The 16,792-nt window shown below is 39.3% G+C and carries 19 protein-coding genes; 5 read left to right on the top strand and 14 right to left on the bottom strand.

What is annotated here, in order from left to right:
- Window positions 1–40: 40 nt before the first annotated feature.
- The 3 genes from ispG to O2942_00785 all read left to right on the top strand — a co-directional run bounded on the left by ispG (window position 41) and on the right by O2942_00785 (window position 1,989).
- Entirely contained in the window at window positions 41–1,279 is a 1,239-nt protein-coding gene (ispG, locus tag O2942_00775; protein MDA0780781.1) for a flavodoxin-dependent (E)-4-hydroxy-3-methylbut-2-enyl-diphosphate synthase, read from the top strand.
- A gap of 81 nt (window positions 1,280–1,360) precedes the next feature.
- Window positions 1,361–1,723 carry a hypothetical protein gene (locus tag O2942_00780; GenBank protein ID MDA0780782.1) on the top strand — a complete coding sequence of 121 codons (363 nt, stop codon included), beginning with the start codon at window positions 1,361–1,363 and terminating at the stop codon, window positions 1,721–1,723.
- 14 nt (window positions 1,724–1,737) lie between these two features.
- Window positions 1,738–1,989, top strand: a complete 252-nt coding sequence (locus tag O2942_00785) for a hypothetical protein (protein MDA0780783.1) — start codon at window positions 1,738–1,740, stop codon at window positions 1,987–1,989.
- Window positions 1,990–1,998: 9 nt separating this feature from the next.
- Here O2942_00785 and O2942_00790 read toward each other — a convergent pair whose 3' ends face one another.
- On the bottom strand, window positions 1,999–5,715 hold the full coding sequence (locus O2942_00790; GenBank protein ID MDA0780784.1) for a glycoside hydrolase TIM-barrel-like domain-containing protein: 3,717 nt from the start codon (window positions 5,713–5,715) through the stop codon (window positions 1,999–2,001).
- Between the two features lie 79 nt (window positions 5,716–5,794).
- On the opposite strand from O2942_00790, the gene O2942_00795 reads away from it, so the two are divergent.
- On the top strand, window positions 5,795–6,055 hold the full coding sequence (locus O2942_00795; protein ID MDA0780785.1) for a hypothetical protein: 261 nt from the start codon (window positions 5,795–5,797) through the stop codon (window positions 6,053–6,055).
- A gap of 59 nt (window positions 6,056–6,114) precedes the next feature.
- Window positions 6,115–6,285, top strand: coding sequence for a hypothetical protein (locus tag O2942_00800; protein ID MDA0780786.1), 171 nt, complete (start codon window positions 6,115–6,117; stop codon window positions 6,283–6,285).
- A gap of 38 nt (window positions 6,286–6,323) precedes the next feature.
- Here the strand turns inward: O2942_00800 and O2942_00805 are convergent, their stop codons facing one another.
- The 13 genes from O2942_00805 to O2942_00865 form a co-directional block, all read right to left on the bottom strand.
- Window positions 6,324–6,767, bottom strand: a complete 444-nt coding sequence (locus O2942_00805) for a hypothetical protein (GenBank protein ID MDA0780787.1) — start codon at window positions 6,765–6,767, stop codon at window positions 6,324–6,326.
- A 70-nt stretch (window positions 6,768–6,837) separates the two neighbouring features.
- The gene (locus tag O2942_00810) at window positions 6,838–7,956 is read right to left on the bottom strand and encodes a hypothetical protein (GenBank protein MDA0780788.1); all 1,119 of its coding nucleotides are present in this window, start codon (window positions 7,954–7,956) and stop codon (window positions 6,838–6,840) included.
- Window positions 7,957–8,072: 116 nt separating this feature from the next.
- Window positions 8,073–8,483 carry a hypothetical protein gene (locus O2942_00815; protein ID MDA0780789.1) on the bottom strand — a complete coding sequence of 137 codons (411 nt, stop codon included), beginning with the start codon at window positions 8,481–8,483 and terminating at the stop codon, window positions 8,073–8,075.
- Window positions 8,484–8,576: 93 nt separating this feature from the next.
- The gene (locus tag O2942_00820) at window positions 8,577–9,029 is read right to left on the bottom strand and encodes an NlpC/P60 family protein (protein ID MDA0780790.1); all 453 of its coding nucleotides are present in this window, start codon (window positions 9,027–9,029) and stop codon (window positions 8,577–8,579) included.
- 216 nt (window positions 9,030–9,245) lie between these two features.
- Window positions 9,246–9,707, bottom strand: a complete 462-nt coding sequence (locus O2942_00825; GenBank protein MDA0780791.1) for a DUF2335 domain-containing protein — start codon at window positions 9,705–9,707, stop codon at window positions 9,246–9,248.
- Window positions 9,700–9,891, bottom strand: coding sequence for a hypothetical protein (locus O2942_00830; GenBank protein MDA0780792.1), 192 nt, complete (start codon window positions 9,889–9,891; stop codon window positions 9,700–9,702). Before O2942_00830 ends, O2942_00825 begins: the two co-directional genes overlap by 8 nt.
- Before the next feature lie 77 nt (window positions 9,892–9,968).
- Window positions 9,969–10,817: a DUF2163 domain-containing protein gene (locus tag O2942_00835; GenBank protein MDA0780793.1), complete on the bottom strand. Its 849-nt coding sequence runs from the start codon at window positions 10,815–10,817 to the stop codon at window positions 9,969–9,971.
- 14 nt (window positions 10,818–10,831) lie between these two features.
- Window positions 10,832–11,434: a DUF2460 domain-containing protein gene (locus tag O2942_00840; protein ID MDA0780794.1), complete on the bottom strand. Its 603-nt coding sequence runs from the start codon at window positions 11,432–11,434 to the stop codon at window positions 10,832–10,834.
- Window positions 11,435–11,632: 198 nt separating this feature from the next.
- Entirely contained in the window at window positions 11,633–12,145 is a 513-nt protein-coding gene (locus O2942_00845; protein MDA0780795.1) for a hypothetical protein, read from the bottom strand.
- Between the two features lie 34 nt (window positions 12,146–12,179).
- Window positions 12,180–12,521, bottom strand: a complete 342-nt coding sequence (locus tag O2942_00850) for a hypothetical protein (GenBank protein ID MDA0780796.1) — start codon at window positions 12,519–12,521, stop codon at window positions 12,180–12,182.
- A gap of 80 nt (window positions 12,522–12,601) precedes the next feature.
- Window positions 12,602–13,090, bottom strand: coding sequence for a hypothetical protein (locus O2942_00855; GenBank protein MDA0780797.1), 489 nt, complete (start codon window positions 13,088–13,090; stop codon window positions 12,602–12,604).
- Between the two features lie 131 nt (window positions 13,091–13,221).
- The gene (locus O2942_00860; GenBank protein ID MDA0780798.1) at window positions 13,222–14,994 is read right to left on the bottom strand and encodes an ankyrin repeat domain-containing protein; all 1,773 of its coding nucleotides are present in this window, start codon (window positions 14,992–14,994) and stop codon (window positions 13,222–13,224) included.
- A 548-nt stretch (window positions 14,995–15,542) separates the two neighbouring features.
- Entirely contained in the window at window positions 15,543–16,769 is a 1,227-nt protein-coding gene (locus O2942_00865; GenBank protein ID MDA0780799.1) for a hypothetical protein, read from the bottom strand.
- Between the last annotated feature and the right edge of the window lie 23 nt (window positions 16,770–16,792).

Here is a 16,792-nt window from a genome sequence, read left to right on the forward strand (position 1 = left end):
AAAATATGTTATAAAACAGCCACGCTATTTGAGAGGTGATATGGTACGAAACGCACAAATAATAAGGCATAAAACCAGTGCGGTTAACATCGGAGGTATTACCGTCGGAGGTAATAACCCTGTTGTTGTGCAATCAATGACCAACACCGATACCGCAGATATTGAATCAACTACCGAGCAGATTATTGAGCTTGCTAATGCAGGCTCTGAAATAATACGGATTACGGTTAATAATGATGAATCGGCAAAAGCAGTTCCACACATTAAAGAAAATCTGTTAAAAGCAGGCGTTAACGTCCCGTTGGTAGGCTGTTTCCATTATAACGGTCACTATTTACTGGAAACATACCCCGAATGTGCGAAAGCCTTGTCAAAATACCGTATCAACCCCGGAAATGTAGGCTTCGGTAACAAACATGACATTCAGTTTGAATCAATGATACAAACCGCCATAAAATACGATAAACCTGTCAGAATCGGCGTTAACTGGGGCAGTCTTGACAAGAATATCTCAAAAAAATTGATGGACGAAAACGCAAAGCTACCCAATCCCAAAGGCTCAGATGAGGTATTGAGGGAGGCATTAATATTATCGGCTATACAATCTGCCCAAAAAGCCGAAAAAATCGGGTTAAGTAAGAATAAAATAGTTATTTCATGTAAAGTCAGCAAGGTTCAGGATCTTATAAGTGTTTATACGGAGCTTGCAAACCGCTGTGATTACGCACTCCATTTAGGATTAACGGAAGCCGGAATAGGCTCTAAAGGCATTGTAGCCTCAACAGCGGCACTTTCCGTCTTATTGCAACAGGGCATAGGTGACACTATCCGTATATCCCTGACCCCAAAACCTTCCGAATCAAGGACTTCCGAGGTAATTGTAGCACAAGAGATACTCCAGACTATGGGGCTACGCTCGTTTACACCTCAGGTTACGTCTTGTCCCGGCTGTGGTAGAACAACAAGCAGCGTCTTTCAAAGCCTTGCCGATGAAATACAATCATACTTGCGCCAATCAATGCCGTTCTGGAAAGAACAATATACAGGCGTTGAAAATATGAATGTAGCAGTAATGGGTTGTATAGTTAACGGTCCGGGTGAAAGTAAACATGCCGATATAGGAATTAGTTTACCCGGAACAGGCGAAGAACCCTCTGCCCCTGTTTTTGTAAACGGCACAAAATTCACTACGCTAAAAGGCAAAAATATCGCTGAAGAATTCAAACAAATCGTAACAAATTACGTGCAACGACAATACGGCAAAAAAGATGCGGCATAAAAAAACACGTTGTAATTTTTTTGATTATTTGTAATTTCTATGATATAATATAAAATGTTAATTAATAAAAAAAATACTAAAATGATAAGATATTTTACCGCTTTCTTAATTTGTTTTTTTATAATACTCCCTTCGAATGATATTGAAGCCAAAGACAAAGTTAGCGGCAAAGAAATAGTTAACGAAGGATTTGATAACGCAAGCGAAATCTATGACCGAATGTCCCCCGAACAAAAAGAAGATGTATATAATAAAGCCATGTCAATGATGGACGAACTAAAAGAAATGAGTCCTGAAGAGATTCAAGAATTAAAGCGGCAACTTATTGATATACAAAATTCGATTGATCTAGATAGTATCAATGTTGAAGATATCGACACAAAGCAGGAATTGGATTTACAAAAAGTACAAAGTGAAATAAAAAAATACAATAAACAAAAGTAAAAAAGGGAAGTTTGATGAAAAAGATTATTTTAGTTATTGTTTTTGCAATTTTAGCATTACCTGTCGAGTCTTTTGCCAAGAACGAAAACAATGATAATGATATATTAAACCCGTTATCTCCTGAAAAGGTTGATAGAGTTCTTGATACAGTAGCTGAAGAGGCAAAAAAAAATGCACCTGGGGTAAAAGAATATTACGATCAATATATGGTTTCGCTAAAACGCTTTGCAAACGAAATGGCTGATGCGTTTAAAGACTTCTTTTAAAAAACAACACTAAATAACTCCTTCTCCGCTTGTTCCCCTGCCTAATATATGTGACATCTGATATATCCTAACATTAATTGAAGATTGAGCCGAACCAAAATCGGTTGTTTGTTCCGCAGCACTATAGCTTGCCGTAGCTGATGTCAAACCTGATATTGTCCTAACTACACTTCCTCCGTTCATTATATCGACTTCATAAGCTTCCTGTAGCTGTCCTAACGGCACATCTACATTATCCCTCCAGCCACCGTTAACACGGGTTCTTCTTATCCATGTTATAGTAAGATTTCCGCTTGCGTCCCTTGCCCCTTTTATATGCACGGGGGAGAAAGGCTTTAATGAATTAGCATTATATGTAAAAGAAACGCTACTTGTATCGGCTAGGCTTTTTCCTACGCTAACCGCCTTATATAAACGTGATAAACCTATAAATTCACTTGATAATGATTCTTTTGCAAGATTATTGTCTAGCAGTACGAATTCCTCACCCTCGCTATGCTCTGAGGTTGCCCACTGCGTCCCCAATCTTCCCCTTAATAAACCGCTAAGTATATATTTCCCCGTACTTACAAGACCTACATTCTTAAACTGTATAATTTCAGAGCCGACTTTTGCGAGGTTAGCACCATTTAATACGGCAAGTTCAGATGTTCCCGACAATTCTCCGTTACCTGTTATACTTACCGTGACGGTATTTTTTTCGTCAAAATAATCGGTAATTCCGTCAGGAAGTGAGGTTGTTGTAACCCCTATTACAGCAGCAGCGGGAAAACTTGCCACAAGCTGATAATTAGCCCCGTCATCGTCAGAACGGTATAAAACGGCTCCTTTCCAACCGCTTTCTAAACCCGTTACCGCATATCTTATGGTTCCGGCATCTTCATCATCGGTAGGGAATGCAGGAAGGTCAAGCAATGATAATACCGTATCACCCGTATCATTTACAACATCTAAACCACCGGTAATGTCCCCCGGACGACTATAAAAATCATAGGCAGAAATATCTTCGGCAACCGCAGATGCTTTCATCATACCGGGGTCGCCGAACTGTGTATTTATTATCCGCATCACATGGTTTTGGTTGTTTATCTGAATATTGATGATATCCGTAGGTTCTAAAGAAGCGTATCTGATAGGCAGTACGAAACTATATAAAGTCCTGCCTACCCAGCTATTATAAAGGCTGACATCGGCTATTACCTGTGCGTCCTGATCGCTCATAATTATCGGCAGGTTAATAGTTTCAGTACCTACGGCGTTAGTGACCTGACGCTCCGAATGCTGATTACCTATTTGATGGTTAGCATGTTCATTTATATAATTCACATCTATTTTTTTAGGTAATTCCAACTCCTGAATACGCTCAATAGAGAGAGTGTCACCGTTATTTACACCTGATATCAAGTTACTTTCACCGATAGTTTCGGTCGTAAGCCCTCCACGTGATACAAATTTGATAAGACCGTCAGATTCCACTGCATCAAAAAAATATGCCGCCCTAAGGCTGTCTATGGCAATTCTGGCATTAGTCTGACCGTTCAGTATAAACCCCCTTACCAGATTATTCAGGCGTGTAACGTCAATTTGCGATTCGCTAAGCCCTGTTCTTTTACATAGGTCGGAGACTATAGCACCAAGACCGGATAAGCCCAGCTTTCCTGTTACCCAGTGACCGGTTCTCCAAAGCCCTCCGTCAGCCCATATATTGGTAAGGTCGGGCCAATATGGATAAGGGCGTGCGTCCCATGTCCATAAAAACAGCTTTTCTATCATAGCAGAGCCGTTCCACTCTTCCAAAGTAGCTTTTATAGCGTTCCTTTGTGACCTAAAATCAACTTTCCCTTTTGAATAATACGGATAGGCACTCTCCGAACTGTCAGGGTCGATAAACACATTAGGCTGATTTGAAGCACCGTCTACCGATGGAAAACCAAACTCGGTGAACCATATCTTCTTCATTTGCGATGTCCATGCGGTAGTGGACATATCGGGATTAGTATGCGTATTATTCCACCACCACGCTATATTTTTCCATGCATATTCCTGTGATAACGCTGTTTGGGTAGTCCGTTCCTCATCGCTATAATACCAGTCATAGCCCTCACCTGATGTCCAGCCTTCTTGCAGCTCTTCTTGAGTAAAGCCGGTCAAAGGTTCAGGTTCATCGGTAAGAGGAAAATAAGCGTCAATGCCTACGAAATCTATGTCTGAAGATGCCCATAAAGGGTCAAGGTTATACCAGCCGTTTTCCTCATGGTGATATTCGCTCCAGTCTGCCGCATACGTAACCTTAACACCCGCTCCCACAGTTGATTTAACATTAGATGCAAGGCTTACCAACTCATCAACGGCAGGGAATGAATTATCAACGTCCTGTACCGATGTAAGCCCTATCATTTCCGAGCCTATCACAAATGCGTCAACATCATCTTTAACCAGTGCCGCATAATGGTTTACAAATGCGTTATAACCGTTTGTTTTAGTGAAGAAACTAGCTACATCTGCCGCACTGCCCGTTACCCTTCCCCGCCAAGGCTTGTTTTCCACGTCCATAAAGAACATCGGGTAGAACATAACATTATAGCCTCTGCTTTTTATTTCCCGAATATATCTAAGCAAGCTTGCATCTGACGGAGTACCGCCATATCTTGGAGTGTCGTTTATCAGTGTTATCTGCCTTGCCGTACTTCTGGTATAGCCGCCCACGCCCCACGAATCAGGCTCGGTAATAGCTCCCGTCTGATATTCCACACCGGGCTGTATTACACAAGTTCCTGCATCAAGATTATCCCCGAACCATGTAACTACAACCGCCACCCATTCAAGGTTAGGGCAGATGCCTTCTAGCCGGTCTAGTGAAACTAATGCATCACTCTTACCGTCTCTGTTATTTTGATTTATTCTGCTTCTATTACCTTGCTGAACCCACTGGCTGCCTATCAGCTCTCCGGGAATTTTACTTTGTACCGTATCATCATAAACAAATTCACCCGCTCCGGGTATTACACAAATATTTTTTATCAAATCCTCAACCGGAGTTTCTCCTGATGCCGTATTTAAGGCACTTTTTCTAACCTCAAATGTAAAGTTAGGTATCCTGTTGCCGAAGTCTGCCAATGGAATATTCTCCAGAACTATATAAGCTAATCCTCTATATGCAGGAGTGCTGCCCATACCTTCAATGCTTTCTATCAGGCTGTCCGGGTCTTGTGTTTGAGTGCCTTTATACAGTCTGTAAACGCCATCATTAGGGTTGATAGCTTTAGAATCCGCCCACACTCTTATTAACTCGTCTATTTCCCCTTCGCAGATAGCTATGGCAAGAGTGACCGAATATGTAAATGTAGTCGAAGTTGTGCTTACTTTACCGCTACCTCCGCCTTTTCCTCCGCCCGTACTACTGGTTGATGTGATAACATTTTCTTGTATGGGTTGTGACCATATTATATTACCCGCAACTCTGGCTGTTCCATAAATAATAGGTATCATTTGTCCATATGCAGAGCTTTGCACGGAAAGATTTTCAAGTCTTGGGCCGGTTTTGTTGATATATTTGGTATTATCTACGCCAAATAGCTTTTCATCAATAGCATTACCGACAAAACGCCCGATTGTAGCACCTATGTCACCTGACTTTTGAGCTACAATCGGATTACCGCCACTAGCCTTAGCCCCTGCAAATTGCCCGCCTAACCTTCCGGCAGCTTCAAATACAACTGTTGCCATAATTATCACCTTTTTGCTTGATTTTTATGAATAATTCTATAAGTAAACTTAAAGTTTAATAATTTTAAGGAAAAATATAATGTTAAAAAAGTCCATTTCACTTGTTACAGTCGCATCATTCGCACTTAGCGGCTGTGCCAGTATTATTAGTAAATCCAACTATCCGGTTAGTATTACTAGTTCTCCATCTGAAGCTAAATTTACTGTTACCGATCAAAAAGGCATAGTTGTGCATAAGGGCGAAACACCATCGACTATCACACTAAAATCAGGAAGCGGCTTTTTTAAAGGAGCGGACTACACTATTAAGATGGTTACGAGCCTAGTAGTGCATACATAACTCCATCAATTGACGGTTGGTATGTAGCTAATATTCTTTTTGGAGGATTAATCGGACTTTTGATAGTAGACCCACTTACGGGAGCTATGTATAAATTACCTGATGTAACCAACTCTAACCTTGAAGAAGCTTCAAAAACATCAATGAATCTTGACAAAAAAGAAATGAGAGTTGTTTCTATAAATGAACTAACGAACGAAGAAAAATCTAGGTTAATTCGTATTAACTAATAGTTTCCCCCCTATTTAAATTAAAATAGGGGGAATAACTATCTACCGATTATACGATATCTTTCATTCTTAAAGTCCACCACTATGTCCATTGTATTAAGGACTTTTTGCTCAAGCCTAACATCGACCGCTTCATTGTTTTGATTATAAATAACAGATGAACGAAATTCTCGTCCCTTAAAGGTGTTTATACCATGTTCTATCGGGGTTCCCACAAGCTCCCATAAACCTACGGTAATAACATTCATAACAACGTGTCCGCCGGCTCTAAGCAAACTTCCCTCATCGCCATATTCTTTAAACATATATACCGCCAGCTCGTTTCCATCACTCAGAACTGAAGTTTTAATGGGATTTCCTCTAACGCTCTCAATTGAATGTCTTTTTAACTTTACTACAGATGATTTATATGAACTTAACTCAATTTTAGTAGTGTTTATCCTATCCACACCGGTTGCCATAATAACCGAACATGACTGCAAGAATAAAACCGTTAAAATATACAAAATATGCTTTAAAAAAGTAGCAAAACTTATTGTGGCGTTAATTTTTTTACTCCTCTACCGCAGGTCGGCTTTCCGATATCCAAGGCGGAATATCACCTAAGGGTTTTATTTCTTCGACATCCACAACTTCCGCACTATCTTCAATTTCATTATTATAATTTGCTCGCCCCATATTACCCACCTTACTAACGGTTGAATGCCTCAAGTTAAGCCAGTTTGGAACCCATTTTGATTTTTTAAGTTTACTGTCTTTATAATGCTTCCACTTGCTATCTTCAGACAAGTTCCAAGGGATATTATACTCTTCGCTTTTTGCTTTTAACCAATCGATTCCGCCTTTAATATCAACCGTATCAGACATATCAGACAGCCCCTCCCCCACTTCTTGGGCTATCTGTCCCGTCCCTACAAGGGCTATAGTTCCGGTGTCAACCGCACCTTTTGATACTGCGGCTGTTTTATCAAAAGTATAGCCGACTCCTGTTTTGGTGAACTCCACATAAGTTTCAACATCTAAAGCCTTTTTAGCTACATCTATACTTTTCTCATATAGTTCTTTACGCTTTTCTTCTCGTGCATTCTTTTTTATACGCCTAATCTCTTTACGCTTTTCATCTTTGATTCTGTCTTCTTCTTCTTCAATAAAATCCCTATTTCCCTCAATTTCTCTATCATATGCCCAAGCTACCATTTGCTCTTTAGACTCCCACTTCTCAGGCTCCATCCAAACAATTATTTCCTCAGGATATTTTGTTGAAATATTACCGGTAGGGTCAAGCACAAAGCTGGAAGCTTCCTTTATAGCCGTCGGTATAAGCCTAGGCATTTTCACAGGAAACTGGTCGTATATACCTACAGAAACACGCTCACCGTCTATTGTAAGCAATTCTTCTTTCGTTTCACGCACTGTCATAGTTGTAGTTTTATGCCCTTTTTTCTTACAGACAACATGTAACGGCGAATGTCCGTCTTCAACAGGTACACTGGAAGGGGTTTTTCTTACACTCCAAGAACGCCCTCTGGCATCGGTTATGCTGCATTTAGCCCCTTCGGCATATGGAGTTTTGACTAATATAGTCTGGGTTCTGGCAAGCTTGGCAGCTTCAAACGCAGCACATCCGGCAACTAGAAATAGAACAATAATAAGCAAAAAAAATCTACGCATGCAACCTTTTTACAATCTATTATTTAAAAGTAAAAGTAATAATTTTACAATAACGTATAAAAAAAAGCCCTATCATATATAATAGGGCTTTTTACAATCCTAAGTAAAAAGATTTATTATTCGTCCCAAGGCTTTTTCTCTTCAGACTGTGTAAGATCTATTTCTACAATAGTTTCATATTTTTGTGCAGAGCCGCTAAAACCGTCTACCAGATAACCGATCGGTGCGGCAGGTCCTAAAGCCAGATTTCCGTAATTAGCTCCCGCAAGTTTTTCTTCTATTTGACCGACACCTTTTTCATAGCCTTCTTTGTGGCAAATGACCGTTATAGGTCCGTCCCCTCTTTTTACCAGAGCAGTGCCGGGAGTTTCCTCCACATACCAAACCCTGCCCGCACTATCGGTAAGGCTACAACTTGCCCCCTCAATGCCCGGAGTTAATACTGTTACGTTTTGACGACCTCCCGATACAACTGATGCACAGCCGGAAAGTACTGAAAGAATAAGAATAGAATATAGAATTTTCATAATTAAATACCTTTTATATCTCCTAAAGTTCCTACCTGAACTTTTCATACTTTATCATATTTTAAACCTGTGGTCAAGTTTTTGTTATGTTTTTCAATCTAAAAAAGCAAATGCCGTAACAATCCTGTTTTTCCAGTATTCATCAAGCCTATGCTCCACTACTCCCCTTGCCTGCATATAGCAATGTATCAGATTTATATATTTTTTTTCTTTTACTACAAATCCAACATGCTGAGGTTCCTTGTCAAATTTAAACATTAATATATCACCTGATTTTACATCTGCCGTATCTATTTCTTTTAAATATTTTTGAAAGGATAGCTTCAACCTGTCATTATCGGGAACTTTTGCATATTCCCTTTTGTCGTAATTATAATAGCTAATTCCGTTATGCGTTATCCCGACAGCCTCAGCAACACCAAGGATAAGACCTATACAGTCTACTCCCCCTTTATCATTAGATGATTTTTTTACCCTTCCCTGATGATGAAAACGCGTACCTATCCAGCTTCTAGCCTCAACGACTATATCATTGCGGTTAACCATAACCACCTCAAAGATAAATAAAAAAAGTTGAATAGTTTTCTTTTTACTAAAAAAACTACTCTCCCCTTGAGGGAGAGTTAAAAACACGAAGTGTTTTTGCGAGGGGTAAAAACTCGCAAGTGTTTGTTATACATGCATGTGTCACCACCCTCCCCATATACGGGAGAGGGGACAAAAAAACTCCAATTTGCAGAGATTCCTATATTTTCAAAAAGATTATTGTTTCCTTGAACGTGACGGACGTCTGCTATGTTTCTTACGTCCTATAGAATCGAACAAGCTAGATAGAGCTACTGAAAAGAAAGCTATTAACGCAAGATAAACCGCAACATGCTCATGACCGTTCGTTGCTAGATAAACACATGAAAGGATTACGGAAAGTAATAGAACAAAGCCGAAAAGCTGACCTATTCGTAGGCTTTTTTTGTAGAATCTCAGATATTCTTCTTCCCAGTCATGCCTTCTGTCCTGCTCGACTTCCGCCATTTCCAATATGCGGTCGGCAGCTCCTTCAGTTGCATATTCATATTCCTGCAAGATCGTAGGGGAAGGCAGAATAGACGCTTGGACAACAACATTACTATTAGAATTTGCAGCAGGTCTAACATTACCGTTATTATAACGGCGATTATTTCTTCTATTTTTGTTTTTAGAACTGCCTGAGTGTACTTTACGCATCGCCATCGCCATTTTTTTCTTCCGGTTTATAATTTTTAATTGCAAGGCTTATATCCTTTGCCACCCTTCTCCAGTCATCTTCCGTCACTTTCTGTGAAGAAACCAGCGGATAAGATGATTTTTTAGCACAGCCAAAAGAAAGCACCGAACCTAAACCTGCAAAAAATCCGCTCCAAACAAACATAAGACCTAAATAATTTAAAAAAATCCTTCTTAACCTGCAACTTATAATATGTTACAAAAAAAGGCAATTATTTTTTATTAATTATTCTTTGTACCGGCCGTCTCAAGCATTTTGTCAATACCTGGTACATGCGGTTCCCCTCTAAAATTAGCGGCATTGCTAAACTTTGAGATGCATGTGTTTAAGTTTTTATCGCATCCTGCTATTAAACTATAAGTGTCACTTACTACTATAGTGTAAGGTAACGGCAGGACAAGAGTTATTATTTTGTCTCTAAATTCTTTGACTTCCATTGAAAGACCGTTATTTAACCCGCTTGTAAACGTTATTTTACCGAAATCGAAATATGCATCATCTTCAGCTCTTGTCGAATCTGAAAATATCTGATTATTTGTCGCCGATGTTACACTACCTGTCACGGTATAACCGGTTAAATTAACTCCGCAACGCAAGTCACCAAGCTCCGCACGGCATGATGGCGAGTAAAGCTGACCGATTCCTTGCGTTAAGCTTTGCATCAGCCCCCTAACCTCTATTGCGAACCTATTCTTACTGAATTTCATTTCGCCTAGCCAGCCGGTTCTAAGATTTATATCTCCCTGAGTTAAGTCATTATAATTTACCATGAACACTTCTATTTGTGCATAATCATATAATCCGGCTTTTATATCTTCTTCTTTTATTGCAAAGCTATCTATCACCCCTTCGATATCCATATTATCTACGGCAAGTTCGGAATTATTTGCGACCGCTGAAGGAGTAAAGCCGCTTGAGGCAAGGTATGTCACGCTATTATATATTATATTTTCATTATGGTCTGTAAAGCCCATAATAGTACCGTCTCTTCTGCTAAGCTTCCAGCAGGTAGCCAGCGTCATTACTTCAGAAGAAATATGTGAAGCCAGATTACTTGATATAATTTTCATTTTTCACCTCTTTATCATATCCTGATTTCAACAATGGGAATATTGTTCCAGCTATTTACCCCATAGCTATCCAGCGATGCAGACAGGCGGTCGGTATCAAACCTTACAGGCACATCAAACTCAAAATCTGCGGTAACCACTTCATCTTGCACAGGGGGAGTAGTAAAAGTTACTATCCCCGTAGTGCTATCGACACTAACACCCGACATCTGCTCAACATCATCTATATAAACATTTACAGTACCTAAAACCGGTTTTTTAATACTCCTCGTTATTGTAGCAGGTGAACTTACATATTGCTTTACCAGTTGGAACTGTGTTGTAGAATCGTCCCCAATTCCTATTTGCTGCCCGGTGATATTGTAATCGCTCCAGTCTTTAAACCTGAAGCCATACGCCCTTCCCTGCCTTGCTCTAAAGAACGCTATAAGGCTATCTAACTGCCCTTGCGTCTTGATACCGTGGCTTACATTATAAACGGCTCTTGCGTCCGACCAGTTTACATTCCGTTGCTCATAGCCGCTATGGGTTATAATAACATCGGTTGAAAACTCCGGTCCTCCTGATGAGCCGTATGATATATCCGAAGGGAATTGTATTTCATGAAACCCCGACATAATTTCTCTCCTATAAAAATAAAAACGGAATGTCACCCTGAACTTGTTTCAGGGTCTATTTAAAGTAAAATGAGATGCTGAAATAAATTCAGCATGACAAAAACAAATAATTACAAAGATTCAACCATTAAGCGTGCAATTCCTAATAAAAAAAGCCCCCGAATGGAGGCTTAGAGCTATTTTGCAAATTGTTACCGATTATACACTTTCAACACAATATTCACTAACCATATTACAGACCTGATTTGCATGTATTTTCACTATTTTATGCAAATATTTAGCGAATTTATCTATACATTGCTCACCCTGACAATTATATATTTTTCCGATTTCTTCTTCAAAATGCATAAGGATATAGTCTTTATCCTGTTCAAAAAGAATTCTTATATAATAAAGGCTTTCTGCTACAGCGTCTATGTAAGGGTCTTTTTTAGACATAGCCTGTTGTTTTATTACGCTATAAATCTGCTTTACATATTCATGCGGTTCGAATAGCGGATTAGTTGCTTGAGAAAAAAGTATCTTCACATCATGGGGATAATTACCGTAAACATTTATGATATTAGCAAAACTGGCTGTAAGTGCCTCTACCGGATACTGCAATGTTTCCTGAGGAAAATCCGCATTACTGTAGTGATTAACGATATTTTCGCACCATTTATGCGAGTCGTAGAATCCTATTGGTATGATACATTCATTAGACTCTTTCATTACTTTTCCTTACCTAGTTGATATTTACCTAATGTTATCTTGTTCTATCCGGTTCATCAGGTGAGTTATTTTGTATCCCTTTTTTGTCCTGACCTTCTTCTCGTGTTGCACCCTTTAAATTCTCTGTTATTGCTTGTTGTATCTTCGGTTTAAACTGAACAACATTTGCTCTTTCCGAACTTTTAGCCTTCATAACATCTTGTTCTATTATTTTATTATCATTAATCGGTCTGTCGGGGCTTGGCTGCTGCAACATAGCAACATCTTTACCGCCGAATTGTATAGGATTTTTCACACGTACATCTGCACCTTTAGCTTGAATTTTTTCGCTTTTTTCAATTATATTATCCGGCGTTTCTTTGGTTACTGCTGACATATCTTTCTCCCCCGATTATTATATCATGAGTAACATTATATTACAAACAACCTTAATTTTTTATTAAAATCGAAAATTAATTACTCAGTCCTGCCGGCTATTATTTTCCTGAACTGATTAACATGAATTTTGGTAATATCGCTAATTACTTCCGCAAGTTCTTCATAGCCCGCTTCCATTACTTCTTCGGGGAACTTGTTATTATAAAAGCTGCGGTCTTTTTGGAACAAAAGCCTTATATTCAGCAGCCCGTCGGCATATTTGACTAATAGCGGTCTATTTTCTTTTATACCAGCGTCATATAATACATTATAAACTTTTTCTTGATATTCTTCAGGCTCAAATAGGGGATCAATTGTTTGTCCGAGTGCTTTATATACGATTTCAGGAAAATCCCCGTATATTTCCACCACATCATACATTGATTCTGTGAGCAAAGATATCGGCAGCTGCATTACTTCAACAGCCAGCCTGCCCTGTTTCTCGCCATAATGGCTTATAATGCTATCAAGCCACCCGTCTTTTTTATAGTACCCCTGAGGAAAAGGTATTTTTAATATATCTACCACGTTTTCACAAAAATTGTTATTAACATAATAAATAATAATACACGATTAATATCAGAATATCAATTTACTTAATGAAAGTTATTGTGCAGTGATCTTTTACTTATCCCCTCTCCCTTTCATATTAGAACAGCTTACATTATTACACAGCACTCCGCCTGATTATTTTGCACTTGCCGTCTTGCATTTTCTGCTTGTGCAAATCCGGTCGGTTGCCTTACAGGCTCTTGTTCTCTATCTCTGTTTGGTCTTTCGATGGGGATTTGTTTTGCTTGTTGATAAATTTCTTTTAACATGGTTTTAGGGGCTATAGCCATACCCTGCAAATCAGGCATTTCTGCCCCGATGAAAAATAGATCTCTTATCTTATCTGTGTCAGTTACACCTCTTTGCTCAATAGTATCTGTCAGCATTCTGTTAAGCTTAGGTAAGCATTGCTCTGAATTACCAAGCTCACCACCAGCTTTTTTAATTTGAACGGCAGCATCAATTTGTTCTTGAAAAACCGCAAAACTGAGAGGGGTGTATCCTTTATTATCTTTAGCATTTAAATTAGCACCTTGTGTAGCTAATGCGTTTATTGCGTCAGCACTGTTAACCATCGCCGCCTCATGCAGGGGAGTGGTTCCCTCAAGTTTTTCACCGTTATTTAAAGTTACAGTCCTGCCTATATTTAAATTAGCACCTTGTGTAGCTAATGCGTTTATTGCGTCAATTTTGTTATTTTTTGCCGCCTCATGCAGGGGAGTGGTTCCCTCAATTTTTTTGCAGTTATTTTCAGTTTTAGTAATACCAGCATGTAAATTGGCACCTTGTGCAGCTAATGCATTTATTGCGTCAGCACTGTTATTCATTGCCGCCCCATGCAGGGGAGTAATTCCTTCAATTTTTTCGCCTTTACTAAAAATAGTCTCACCTATGTTTAAATTAGCACCTTGTGCAGCTAATGCGTTTATTGCGTTAACCTTATTATTTTGTGCTGCCTCATGCAGAGGAGTAGTTCCCTCACGTTTTTCGCCGTTAATGAAAGTTGCAGTCCTGCCGGCATGTAAATTAGCACCTTGTGCAGCTAATGCGTTTATTGCGTCAGCACTGTTATGAATTGCTGCCAAATGCAGGGGAGTGATTCCCTCAAACTTTGTGCCGTCATTTCTAGTTCTAGTACTGCCCACATGTAAATTAGCCCCGTTTTTTAATAACAATTCTATTGCCTCAGCATTATTATTTCTGGCAGCCCCATGCAAAGGCGTTAAATCAGATTCTGAATAAGTTTCATAATCACGATAAAAACGCTTATTTACATTCACGCCACTTTTTAAAAAGCCCTTAATTCCCTCAAGGTCATTATTTTCAGCGGCTTCATATAAATCTTTTGATTTTGGTTTGTCTTTTTTTGCCGGCAACATAACAGGAGGCTCTAGCGGAACTTGCAGATTCTGATTTGCGGCAGGTTTTGCCGAAATCTCATCTTCTGCCGGAGGTGCTGATGCAAATTCAACACCAAACGCTCTTTGTATAGGCTCATTTCTCCTCGCAAGCTCGGCTTCGTGTGCTTTTAACTTTCCTGTGCTATTAATATATTTATTGATAACAGCTCTTATTTCCGAAGGGTTCACATTATTCATTCTGAATTTCTCGGCAGGATTTTCATCTGTATATATATCCCTTAAGGCTTTTACCGATTCAAATATATTATTTGACTTCATCTCACTTTGCAGCTCTTTAGTCTCATACGCCTGCCTGTCAGATACGGCTTTAAACGCCGCCATAGACAAGCCCTTACTGCCCGAATTAACAGCAATGTCATCAACCCACGCATCAATAGAATTTTCAACAACTGACGACTGATATAATGTTATATCTTGATATGTATTTGCCCTGCTTGGCAATTGATTTTGTCTTTGCATATATAAACTTTCTTAATAAATTTCATTCTTTTAATTTTATATAAATATATTTTTTTAAGAAGTCAAATTTTTATAAAAAGACTCGGCATTCCTCACTAAGTATAGATAAGTCATAGTTTGAAGAAGAGTTTTTCTAAATTTGCAAAGAAAACGTTCTCTTCTGCTAGGGTTTAATGTCACCCCGTTTTTATAACGGGGTGACAAAACAAAAACTAAAATCTATACTTAGTTAGGAATGCCAAAGACTCGGGAGTGTTCATTATAGATAGATTTTGTCATGCTGAATTTATTTCAGCATCTCATTCTACTTTAAAAAGACCCTGAAACAAGTTCAGGGTGACAAATCAACCATTAAACGTACAATTTCGTTATTAAAAATTAGAAATACTATAGTTTTACGTCATTACCCGAATTTTGTGTAACAAAATTATAGGGTAATCCTGTTCAAATTGCCGCAGATTCCTCTATAATTTACATACGCATTTCAGGAAACGACATGATATATATTTATAGAATACCGCAAAGCCAATTAAATATTGACGAAGTGGTTAAGAAATTTTTCGACTCCCACTATCCGACGACTTATTAACAAAAGTTGGGGCTGATCCTTGTTTTTTGTTTGATATACCTTTACCCACCTCCTTTTCTCGAGCCACTGCCTTAACACTAGCAGTTTCTTCACTCAGGTTACCGTTTGTCTCACGAGGAACTTTAGCGGTTCCTTCTACTTTTTGAGTTTTGCCAGCCTCTTCAACTTTATTAGCTTCATTTTCTAACCGTTTTTGAGAAACTTTTTCATTTATTTTGCCTCTAGTTTCTTCATCAAATCCCGACATATCATATATATTCTTAAGCACATCTTCAGGGGTATTAGCCATAATAGCTATAATTGCAGGATCTTGACTCCGCACTCTGTCTATAACATCCTGATTACCTTTTTCCACCATTTGCAAAAGCTTAGACGGAGTTGTAACTTCACTACCACTTCCACCTACAGAAAACGGAGGACTACCTGTTGGAGCATCGCTTTTAAATCCAAATCCGTCCCCTCCAGTATTTTTTCCGGCATTCTCATGTTCACGGAAAACACCATCTCCTCCCGAATCATACTCAAGCTTATTCTTGTTTTTACCCCTCGCCTTATTATACAAGCTTCTGGCAGCTTTCCCGGTGGCACCGGCAGCAGATGTCGCACCTTTTCCTACGGTATAAGCACCTTTCCCTACAGCTTTTCCCGTTGCTACAACATTATCTTTTGCAGCTCCGGCAGCTTTGCCCAAAGACTCTGCGGTTTTACCGGCTGATTTAGCTGCACCTTCTATAGCACCTCCTGCAACTTCGGCAGCCCCCAAGACACCACTAAGACCTTGAAAACTTCCCTTTGCAAGAAATCCTGCTGCCGCAAGGGTAAGCGGTATTCCCAGCGGCGGAATAAGAGCCGCTAGCAAAAGCGTAGAAACACCAATCCCTAAATTAATTCCCGAACTACCAAGATTTTGTGCAACATCGGTAGCATCCGGTTTTCCTGCCTTTTCCAGTTGCTCCTGTCCTTTCTTAGCATTAGCTTTTTTTAACAAAAGACTCTCAATATCCGCCTCTTCTTTTGCAATAAGTTTTTGTGACTGTAATTTTGCAAGCCTTTCTGCATCAGAATCAACCGTAACAGGAGCGGCGACCTTAGCGGCAGTCGGTGCCTTCGAACCACCCAAAAAGCCACCTGACAAACCCTCAGCAGGTTTGTCCTTAGCTATTATCGAATCATTTTTTATCCACATACCAAGCTCTCCTAGAACTAAAA

Source organism: Pseudomonadota bacterium (assembly GCA_027620075.1).
GTDB lineage: Bacteria > Pseudomonadota > Alphaproteobacteria > Rickettsiales > UBA6187 > 1-14-0-20-39-49.